The sequence below is a fragment of the Candidatus Methylomirabilota bacterium genome (genome assembly GCA_036005065.1).
GTDB lineage: Bacteria > Methylomirabilota > Methylomirabilia > Rokubacteriales > DASRDR01 > DASYQW01.
This window is the reverse complement of sequence record DASYQW010000314.1, coordinates 1-9501: the sequence shown is the minus strand read 5'-3', so window position 1 is coordinate 9501 and position 9501 is coordinate 1. Positions and strand designations below refer to the sequence as shown.

Below are 9501 nucleotides of genomic sequence, written 5' to 3'. Positions count from 1 at the left end.
GCTTGCGAGTGGCATGAGCGTCGAGCAAGTAAGCGACGAGTACGGCGTCGAGCGAGAGGATGTGCTGGCGGCGCTCGCCTACGCGGCGCGCTCGCTCGGCGAGGAGCAGATCCGGGCCGTCCCATAGATGCTTGGATTCGTGGTGGATGAGGATCTCCCTCGCTCCTTGGTGACAACGTTCCGCGAAGCGGGAATCTATGCCGAGGATATTCGCGACGTGGGCCTTCGAGGATCCTCAGATGACGAGGTTCTCCGGTACGCGACGTCTCGCGGTCTCGTTCTCCTGACCGCGGACCTCGGATTCGGCAACATCCTGCGGTTCCCACTCGGCTCTCACGCAGGGGTCGTCGTCGCCCGCTTGCCCAATGATGTGCTCACCGCCACTCTGAATCGCACGGTCTTGGCTGCGATACAGAGCCTGTCGGACCAGGAGATCTCGGGAAACCTCATCGTGCTCGAGCCCGGCAGAATCCGTCTGCGCAGAAAAGGATAACGGCGGACGTCAGAGCCGGAACTCGCCGCGGGCGACCACCACCGCCGCCCCGCCGACCTCGATCCGCTCGACCCGCTCGCGCGAGCCCTCGACCCGGGCGTAGAGCGTGCTGGGGCGGCCGATCTCGGCGCCCTGGGCGATCTCGATCTCCTCCCCGAAGCCGATCCGCCCGTGGCGCGCCAGGTGCCAGGCCAGCGGCCCCGCCGCCGAGCCGGTGGCCGGATCCTCGGCGATCCCGTGCGCCGGCGCGAAGGCCCGCGTCTTCCAGCGCCGCCCGGCGCCGGCGAGGCAGTTGGCGGTCGCCGCGGTGAGCCGGGCGAGCGCGGCGAAATCGGGCGTGAGCCGGGCGACGTCGCCCTCGCCGGCGAGCGTCACGTAGACATGCCGCGGGCCGTTACTGTAGAGCTCGATCGGCAGCTCCGAGCGCTCGACGCCGAGGGCCTGGAGCAAGGCCCCGGCCGCTGGAAACGGCTCGACGGACGGGATCGGCTGCGTCATCCGGCCGAAGGTGATCCGCGGGCCCTCCCGCTCGAGCGTGACCGGGACGCGCCCCGCGCCCGTCTCCAGGACGATCTCCGGAAGCTGCAGGGGCGCGGCCAGCACGAAGGCGGCCCCCAGCACCGGGTGGCCGGCGAAGGGCAGCTCGCTGGCCGGCGTGAAGATGCGGATCCGCACGTGGCCGCCGCGCTCGGGCGGAAAGACGAAGACGGTTTCCGAGAAGTTGATCTCGCGGGCCAGTCGCGGGAGCAATGGCTCGGGGATCCCGCGGGCGTCGGTGAAGACGGCCAGCGGGTTCCCGGCCAGCGGCTCCCGGGTGAAGACGTCGCAGATGACGTACCGGAACTCGGGCACCCTTCGCCTCCCGGCGTCGGCTACGCGCTTGTCGGAGTAACCACGCGCAACGGCTCGCCCAACCGTCCACGGTTGGTGTTCCGCTCCGAGCGCGGGCTTTGCCCGCGGGCCCACCCACCCAGCCCGAGAGGTCGGGGGTGGGCCTGGGAGGGGGCCGCGGAGGCCCCCTCCCATTGTCTACGCGGGCGGTTCCTCCACGGCCTCCGCCTCGACGTCGAGCGTGATGAGCACCTCGTCACCGACCACGACCCCACGATCCTTCATGTCGGCGTTCCAGCTCACCCCGAAGTCGTACCGGTTGATCCGGGTGGTGGCCGTGAAGCCGATCCGCGTGTCGTCGAACGGCGACCGGCCCTGCCCCAGATACCGGACGTCGAGCGTGACGGGCCGGGTGACCCCGCGGATCGTCAGGTCGCCGCTGACCCGGTACTCGTGGCGGGCCACCGGCTCGACCCGCGTGGTGCGGAAGCCGATCGTCGGATGCCGCGCGACGTCGAGGAAGTCCTCGTTCCGGAGGTGGTCGTCGCGCTCCGGCTCCCCTGACCACAGGGTCCCGGCGTCGATGGTCACCTCGGCCTGCGCCTCGGCGGGGTGCTCGGCGTCGAACGTGAGCGTGCCCCGGAGGTTCTTGAAGTGGCCCCGCACGTACGTGATCATCATGTGCCGCACGCAGAATTCCGCGGCCGTGTGCGCCTCGTTGAACACCCAGCGCGCCATCCTCACACTCCTTGAAAAAATCCGCGGTGTACGGCCGTTGCGCTCGTACTTGACCACCCGGCCCCCAGATGTTCCGCTCCGAGCGCGGGCTTTGCCCGCGCGACCTCCGGGGGGAGGAATCGGAGGGGGGCACAGCTCCCCTCCGAGTTCAACTCACACCTCCGCCCAGTCGAGCCCCTCCTTCACGTCGACCCGGAGCGGCACCTCCAGCGTCATCACCGACTCCATGATCTCGGGGACCAGCGCCCGCACCGCCGCGCGCTCGGCCTCGGGGACCTCCAGCAGGAGCTCGTCGTGCACCTGGAGGAGCATGCGGGTCCGGAGCCCCCGGGCCTGGAGCGCCTCGGCCAGGCGCACCATGGCGAGCTTGATGATGTCGGAGGCCGTCCCCTGAATGGGCGCGTTGGCGGCCATCCGCTCGGCCCCGCCCCGGGCGACGGCGTTGCGCGCGGTGAGCTCGGGCAGATACCGCCGGCGGCCGAGGAGCGTCGTGACGTAGCCGCGCTCGCGCCCCTCGGCGAGGGTCCGCTCGATGTAGGCGCGGACCTTGGGGTGGGCGGCGAAATAGGCCTCGATGAACCGCTGGGCGTCCTCCCGCGCGATGCTGGCGGCCTGGGCCAGGCCGAAGCCGGAGATCCCGTAGAGGACGCCGAAGTTCACCACCTTGGCCAGCCGCCGCATCTCGGGGGTGACGTCCGCCGGCGATACGCGCAGGATCTCGGCCGCCGTGCGGGTGTGGATGTCCTCCTCCCGACGGAATGCCTCGAGCAGTGCCTCCTCGCCCGAGAGATGGGCGAGGATCCGGAGCTCGATCTGCGAGTAGTCGGCGGCCAGGAAGCGCCAGCCCGCTTCGGGGATGAACGCGCGCCGGATGCGGAGGCCCAGCTCGTTGCGGATGGGGATGTTCTGAAGGTTCGGTCCCGCCGAGCTGAGCCGCCCCGTCGCCGCCACCATCTGGTTGAACGAGGTGTGGATGCGCCCCGTGCGGGGGTGCACGAGGACCGGCAGCGCGTCGGCGTACGTCCCCTTGAGCTTGCTGAGCTGGCGGTACTCGAGGATCCTCTGCGGGAGCGGGTGGCCGAGGGCCAGCTCCTCCAGGACGTCGACGTCGGTGGAGTAGCCCGTCTTGGTCCGCTTGACCGGTGGCAGCTTGAGCTTCTCGAAGAGCACGACGGCGAGCTGCTTCGGGGAGTTCGGGTTCACGGCCTCCCCGGCGAGCGCGTGAATGTCCCGGAGCAGGGCGTCGAGCTGGTGCTCGAGCTCCTTGGCGAGGACGCCGAGGCGCTCGGGCGCCACTCCGATCCCGACCGCCTCCATGGCGGCCAGGACGGGGATGAGGGGGACCTCGAGCCCCCGGTAGAGCCGATCGAGGCCGTCGCGCTCGAGCAGCGGCCGCTGGCAGACCCAGAGATGCCACACGCCCTCCGCCCGCGCACCGGCCCAGGCCGCGAGGAGCCCCGGGTCGGCGTCGGCCGGCGCGCGGCCTTCGAGGAGGGCGGCCAGCGGGCCCGGGGGCGTCTTCCCGACCGCCTCCAGGCAGAGCTCCTCGAGGGGGTAGCCCGCGCGGCCCGAGTTCAGGAGGTAGGCGGCGACGGCCGTGTCCTCGAGCCGCTCGGGGGCCAGCGCCGGGCCGCGGGTCCAGGCGACCCCGCAGAGCGCCTTCAGATCGTGGCCGACGAGCCGGCCGGCGGCGGGGAGCGCCGGGAAGCCCGGGACATAGGCGGGGCCCGCCTCGGGGCTGTACCCGGCGAGGCCGACGAGCGTCTGGTCCGGAGGGCTCCCGATCAGCACCGGCTCGAGCGCGATCGCCTCGCCAGCCCGCGCCAGCCACGCCCGCCAGCCCGCCTCCTCCACGCGCGGGACCTCGGCCGTCGGGATCGTCACGGCCCGCGCGGGAAGCTGGCGGAGCAGATTCGAGAACTCGAGCTCGGTCCAGAGGGCGCGGAGCCGCTCCCAGGCGGGATCGCGGACGCGGAAGCGCTCGATGTCGATCTCGACGGCGACCTCGGCGTCGAGCACCGTCAGCCGCCGCGAGAAGAAGGCCTGGTCACGATACCGGGCCAGCGTCTCCCGGAGCTTGGGCCCGGTCACCACCGCGAGGTTGCCGTAGAGGGCCTCCAGGCTCCCGAACTGCCGCATGAGCTTCTGCGCGGTCACCTCGCCCACGCCGGGGACGCCGGGGATGTTGTCGATGGCGTCGCCCATCAGTCCGAGGACGTCGGGGATCCTCTCGGGCGGCACGCCCCACCGCTCGAGGACCTTCGCGGTGTCGTAGACGATCCGCTCCCCGGTCCGGCCGAGCACCGACAGCACCGTCACCTTGGGCCCGACCAGCTGGAGCGCGTCCTTGTCGGCGGTGACCAGGACCAGCTCGACCGGCTGGTCGCCGAGACGCCGGACGGCCGTCGCCAGGATGTCGTCGGCCTCGAAGCCGGGGACCTCGAGGACGGGGAGCCCGAGCACCTCGAGCGTGGTCCGGATCCAGGGAAGCTGGTCGACGAGGTCCTTGGGCATGCCGGGACGCTGGATCTTGTACCCCTCGAACTGCTGGTGGCGGAAGGTGGGACCCGGGGCATCCCAGGCGACGCCCATGTAGGTCGGTCGCTCCTCGCGCAGGATCTTCCAGAGCATCAGCGTCATGCCGAGGGTCGCGTTCGTCGGCACCCCCCGCGACGTGGACAGATGCGTGATGGCGTGGTAAGCGCGGTAGAGGTACGAGGGCCCGTCGACCAGGTAGAGGGTCTCCGCCATCACGCGCGCCTCACCGCCGTCAGGTAATGGGTCCGCACCTGGCCGGCCACGTCCCGGTATCGCTCGAGGAGCGCGCGCCCGCTCTCGAGCCCGGCCTCGCGCGCGAGGCGGGCGAGGAGCTGGCCCGCGGCCGGCAGACAGTCCGGCGGCCGGGCCTGGGCCAGCCGGAGCGAGCGCAGGAGCCCTTTCTGGAACTCGTAGGCGGCGAGCAGCGCCTCGACCGTGTCGGCCGGCAGGAGCCCGAAGTCCCCGAGCCGCCGGAGCGCTCGGCGCGTCGACGGCGTCCGCAGGGCGCCGTGGCGCGCGCCGTGGGTGAGCTGGAGGACCTGGGTCAGGAACTCGATGTCCACGAGGCCGCCGGCGCCGAACTTCACATGGGTGCGCCCCGGGCGCTCCCGTCCGAGCTCCACTTCCATGCGCATCCGGACCCGGTGGATCTCGGCCCGCTCGGCCTCCGAGAGCCCCGGAGCGAAGACGCGCGCGCGCCGGATCGCCTGGAACGCCCGCGCGAGCGCGCGGTCGCCGCGGACGGGACGGGCCTTCACCATCGCCTGGCGCTCCCACAGGGCCGCCTCCCGCTCGAGGTAGAGGTCGAGCGAGGCGAGCGAATGGGCGAGCGCCGTCCCCTTGCCGCCCTGTCGGAGGCGGAGGTCCACGCGGAAGGTCTGGCCGGTGCGGGTGATGGCGGTCAGCAGCGCGAAGAGCCGGTCGATGAGCCAGTCGAAGTAGACGTGGGCCGGCACGACCTCCGGTCCCTTGGTCTGGCCGTCCGCGGCGTAGAGCACGACCACGTCGAGGTCCGACCCGTAGTCGAGCTCGCGGCCGCCGAGCTTGCCCATCCCCACCACCAGCGCCGGGACCGGCGCCCCCGCCGCCACGGGCTCCCCGAACCGGCCCATCGCCTCGGTCTCGGCCCAGTCCCAGGCGAGGCCGAGACACGCCTCGGCCAGCTCGGTCAAGGCCCAGGAGACGGCCGGACCCGAGAGCGTGCCCGCCACGTCCTGCCAGCCGATGCGCAACTCCTCGGCCTGCTTGAAGAGGCGTAGCCGGTCCGGCGCGTCGAGGCCCGGCGGCTCGAAGGCGGCGAAGGCGGCGCGAAGGCGGCTGGCGGGACGCCGGGTGAGGCTCGCCGGATCGGCCAGCTCGTCGAGGAGCTCGGGCCGCGTGATGAGCGACTGGGCGAGGCGGTCGGAGCGGACGAAGAGCGTCAGCACTCGCCGCAGGAGGGCGCCGTCCTGGGCGAGCCGGGCGAGGTACGCCGTCCGGGGACCCGCCGCCGCCACGAAGCGCTCGAGGGCGTTGAGGGCCCCATCGGGATCGGGCACACCCCGAAGCGCCTCCAGAACAGCCGGCAGCAGCGTGGCCAGGACGGTCCGGACGGCCTGCGGCGCGGGCACGAGCGGCGGCCCCTCCCAGAGCAGCCGGAGGTTCTGGCGGGCGCGCTCGGGGTCGGCGAAGCCCACCGCCTGTAGCGCCCTCCCATCCGATGGGGGCGGCCCTGGCGCGCGGAGGGGCGGCGCCTCGAAGAACTCCTCGAAGGCCGCCCGGACGCCGCGCCGGGTCGCGTCGTAGTCGGCGAGGAAGCGCGCCCCCGCCGTCGCATAATCCCCCGCGTAGCCGAGCCGGCGCGCGAGCTTGCCCAGCTCGACGGCGTCACCCGGAAGCGTGTGGGTCTGAAGCGCGTGGAGGAGCTGGAGGCGGTGCTCCACCGTGCGGAGAAAGCGGTAGGCGCGGGCGAGCCGCCCCGACTCCTCCCACGACAGGTAGCCGCGCTCGGCCAGGCGATGAAGCGCGCGAAGACTGTTCCGCTCCTGGAGCCAGGGGTCCTGGGCGCCGTAGAGGAGCTGGAGCGCCTGGATGTGGAATTCGATCTCGCGGATCCCGCCGACCCCGAGCTTCACGTGACGCTCGTGTCGGCCCCGGGCCCGGAGGAGGCGATCGATCCGCGACTTCACGGCCTGGATCTCGCTCACCGCCTCGCGCTCGATCCCGGGCCGGTAGGCGATCCCCCGGCAGAACTCGAGGAAGGCCCGGCCGAGGCGCTCGTCCCCGGCCGCCAGGCGGGCCTTGATGAGGGACTGGCGCTCCCACAAGAGGCTGCGGGTCTCGTGGTACTGCCGGTATCCGGCGAGCGGCAAGGCGAGCGGGCCGCCGGTCCCCTCGGGCCGCAGCCGCAGGTCCACGCGGTAGACGGCGCCCTCTTCCGTCATCGTCGTCAGCACCGCCAGGATGCGCTCGGCGGCCCGCGCGAAGAAGACACGGTTCTGGACCACCTCGGGGCCCGCCGTCTCGCCCTCCGCCTCGTAGACGAAGCAGAGGTCGATGTCGGACGAGTAGTTGAGCTCCTCGCCGCCGAGCTTGCCCAGCCCGATGATGGCGAAGGCGGTCGGGAGACCGGGCCCGTGCTGCGGGATGCCAAAGCGCGCGGTCAGCCCCGGCTCGACGATCGCCCAGGCCTGCTCGAGGCACGCGTCGGCGAGGTTCGAGAGCTCCTGCGTCGTCGTCACGAGGTCGGCGTCGCCGAGGATGTCCCGCAGCCCGATCCGGCAGAGCTCTCGCCGCTTGACGCGCCGGAGCGCGTTGGCACGCCCCTCTTCGGTCCGGAACGGCCGGCCGGCCCCCGCGATCTCCTCGCGCATCGCCTCGCGCGGCCGGGGCTCCATGACCCGCGGGTCGAGGAGCCAGGGCACGATCTGGGGCGAGCGGACCAGGGTGTCGGCGAGGAACTGGCTGGTGGCGGCGAGGGTGACGAGCACCTGCATGGCGTCGGGGTGGTCGGAGAGGAGCGTGTAGAGGACCACCCGGTCCATGACGACGGCGGCCAGGCGCTCGAGGTTGTTGAGCGCCATATCGGGGTCGGCGGCGGCGCCGAGGTGACGGAGGAGACGCGGCAAGACGGCGGCAAGCAGCTCCCGCTGGCGCGGGCCTTCGGCGAGGCGCCGGAGGTTCCGGAGGGCGCCGATCGGGTCGGCGAAGCCGAGCTCGGCCAGAGCCGGCAGGCCGGTGGGCTCGGGGACGGCGGGGTCGAGGAGGTCGGCGGTGGGGGGAAACGGGAGGGTCTCGGGGCTCATCCGACGGTCCGCGTCCGAGGGCGGAGGCGGTCTAGATCGCCTCCTCTCCGCGCTCGCCGGTCCGGATGCGGACGGACTCCTCCACCGGGAGGACGAACACCTTGCCGTCGCCGATGGAGCCGGTCTTGGCGGCCGCCATGATCGTCTCCACCACCTTGGCCACGACGTGGTCGGGCACGACGATCTCGACCTTCACCTTGGGCAGAAAGTCGATCGTGTATTCGGAGCCCCGATAGAGCTCGGTATGGCCCTTCTGCCGGCCGAACCCCCGGACCTCCATCACCGTCATCCCGATGACCCCGATCTCGGTGAGCGCTTCCTTGACGTCATCGAGCTTGAACGGCTTGATGACTGCCTCGATCTTTTTCATCGCGACCCTCCCGACCGCTCGCCGAGCAACGCCCATGCCGAACCCCCACCGCCCGGAACCGGCCGAAAATCAGCGAAATCAACCGCGGGCGAGGCCGACGCTACTGCTCAAACCTTGGGCAACGAACCTCCGCATGCTCACGTTTCAGGCGGGAATTCGAAGAGGATGGGAACATCACGACGAGGAGTCTATCGAGGCCCGCGTCTTCGAAGAGCGCCCCCGAGAGCGCCTCGGCTCCGACGGCACGCTGCAGCGTTTCGGGGCATCCAGGTCTGGACGGCGGCCGCACTTCCCCGGCTGGGTCGTCACGAAAGAACTCCGGCCAATCCCGAGGAGCGCCACGGCTACGCCGGGGCGCTGCCGAGAGAAAATGGGGGGCTTGGGGGGCCCTTCGAGGCCCCCCATGTGAGCAGACCCTACGCTCGGCGCTGCGGAATATCGTGCTTGCGCATCTTGGAATAGAGCGTGGGCCGCCGCAGGCCGAGCAGTGCGGCCGCGGCCTGCTTGTTCCAGCGCGTGGCCTCCAGCGCCTTGAGGATCGAGGCGCGCTCGATCTCCTCCAGCGAGCCCGACGGCACCTCGGAAGGCGCGATCGAGCCCGCCGGTCCGTGGTCACCCGCGCCGTGCTGCAACGACTCCGGCAGGTCGCCCAGCGTGATCTCGCGCCCGTGGGCGACGAGCACGGCGCGCTCGATGGCGTGCTGCAGCTCGCGCACGTTACCGGGCCACTGGTAGGCGAGCAGCCGCCGGTACGCCTCCGGCTCGATCGAGTCGATGACGCGCGCGTGCTTGGCGCTGTAGCGCCCGAGGAAGGCCTGCACGAGGATCGGCAGGTCCTCGCGGCGCTCGCGCAGCGGCGGGATCTCGATCGCCACCGTGTTGATGCGGAAGTAGAGGTCCTGGCGCAGGTGGCCTTCCTTCACAGCCTGCTCGGGACTGCGATTGCTCGAGGAGATGAGGCGGAAGTCCACGGGGATCGACTTGGCGGCGCCGATGCGGCGCACCACGCGCTCCTCGAGCACGCGCAGGAGCTTGGCCTGCAGGTCGACCGGCATCTCGGTGATCTCGTCCAGCAGCAGCGAGCCCTTGTGCGCCTCCTCGAGCAGGCCGACCTTCTCGGTGGTGGCGCCCGTGAACGAGCCCTTGGTGTGGCCGAACAGCTCGGACTCGATGAGGTCCTTCGGCAGCGCCGCGCAGTTGATCTTCACGAACGGCCCCTCGTGGCGCGCCGACCGCTCGTGCAGCGC

Annotated in this window: 8 protein-coding genes; 2 read left to right on the top strand and 6 right to left on the bottom strand. The window is 71.8% G+C overall.

The features are described from left to right. The first annotated feature begins 13 nt into the window (after nucleotides 1–13). Nucleotides 14–127 (top strand): hypothetical protein, encoded by a 114-nt coding sequence (locus tag VGW35_21360; GenBank protein HEV8310220.1) that lies wholly within the window; start codon nucleotides 14–16, stop codon nucleotides 125–127. Nucleotides 128–142: 15 nt separating this feature from the next. Further along, nucleotides 143–493 (top strand): DUF5615 family PIN-like protein, encoded by a 351-nt coding sequence (locus VGW35_21355; protein HEV8310219.1) that lies wholly within the window; start codon nucleotides 143–145, stop codon nucleotides 491–493. A 9-nt stretch (nucleotides 494–502) separates the two neighbouring features. Here VGW35_21355 and VGW35_21350 read toward each other — a convergent pair whose 3' ends face one another. From VGW35_21350 to VGW35_21325, 6 genes are all read right to left on the bottom strand, one after another. Further along, nucleotides 503–1345: a PhzF family phenazine biosynthesis protein gene (locus VGW35_21350; protein HEV8310218.1), complete on the bottom strand. Its 843-nt coding sequence runs from the start codon at nucleotides 1343–1345 to the stop codon at nucleotides 503–505. Nucleotides 1346–1522: 177 nt separating this feature from the next. Further along, the gene (locus VGW35_21345; GenBank protein ID HEV8310217.1) at nucleotides 1523–2062 is read right to left on the bottom strand and encodes a YceI family protein; all 540 of its coding nucleotides are present in this window, start codon (nucleotides 2060–2062) and stop codon (nucleotides 1523–1525) included. Nucleotides 2063–2215: 153 nt separating this feature from the next. After that, nucleotides 2216–4813: a DNA polymerase I gene (gene polA / locus VGW35_21340; GenBank protein ID HEV8310216.1), complete on the bottom strand. Its 2598-nt coding sequence runs from the start codon at nucleotides 4811–4813 to the stop codon at nucleotides 2216–2218. Continuing rightward, a complete protein-coding gene (gene glnE, locus VGW35_21335; GenBank protein HEV8310215.1) occupies nucleotides 4813–7884 on the bottom strand; it encodes a bifunctional [glutamate--ammonia ligase]-adenylyl-L-tyrosine phosphorylase/[glutamate--ammonia-ligase] adenylyltransferase in 3072 nt (1023 codons plus the stop codon). The genes polA and glnE overlap by 1 nt, the downstream gene beginning before the upstream one ends. Nucleotides 7885–7915: 31 nt before the next feature. After that, nucleotides 7916–8254 (bottom strand): P-II family nitrogen regulator, encoded by a 339-nt coding sequence (locus VGW35_21330; GenBank protein HEV8310214.1) that lies wholly within the window; start codon nucleotides 8252–8254, stop codon nucleotides 7916–7918. A gap of 416 nt (nucleotides 8255–8670) precedes the next feature. Further along, nucleotides 8671–9501, bottom strand: an 831-nt coding sequence (locus tag VGW35_21325; GenBank protein HEV8310213.1) for a sigma-54 dependent transcriptional regulator, incomplete at its 5' end; no start/stop codon positions are given.

What these genes read in the sequence shown, in the direction of transcription:
- VGW35_21345 (HEV8310217.1), bottom strand. Translation starts at nt 2,062, where the DNA reads ATGGCGCGCTGGGTGTTCAACGAGGCGCACACGGCCGCGGAATTCTGC.
- VGW35_21360 (HEV8310220.1), top strand. Translation starts at nt 14, where the DNA reads ATGAGCGTCGAGCAAGTAAGCGACGAGTACGGCGTCGAGCGAGAGGAT.
- polA (HEV8310216.1), bottom strand. Translation starts at nt 4,813, where the DNA reads ATGGCGGAGACCCTCTACCTGGTCGACGGGCCCTCGTACCTCTACCGC.
- glnE (HEV8310215.1), bottom strand. Translation starts at nt 7,884, where the DNA reads ATGAGCCCCGAGACCCTCCCGTTTCCCCCCACCGCCGACCTCCTCGAC.
- VGW35_21330 (HEV8310214.1), bottom strand. Translation starts at nt 8,254, where the DNA reads ATGAAAAAGATCGAGGCAGTCATCAAGCCGTTCAAGCTCGATGACGTC.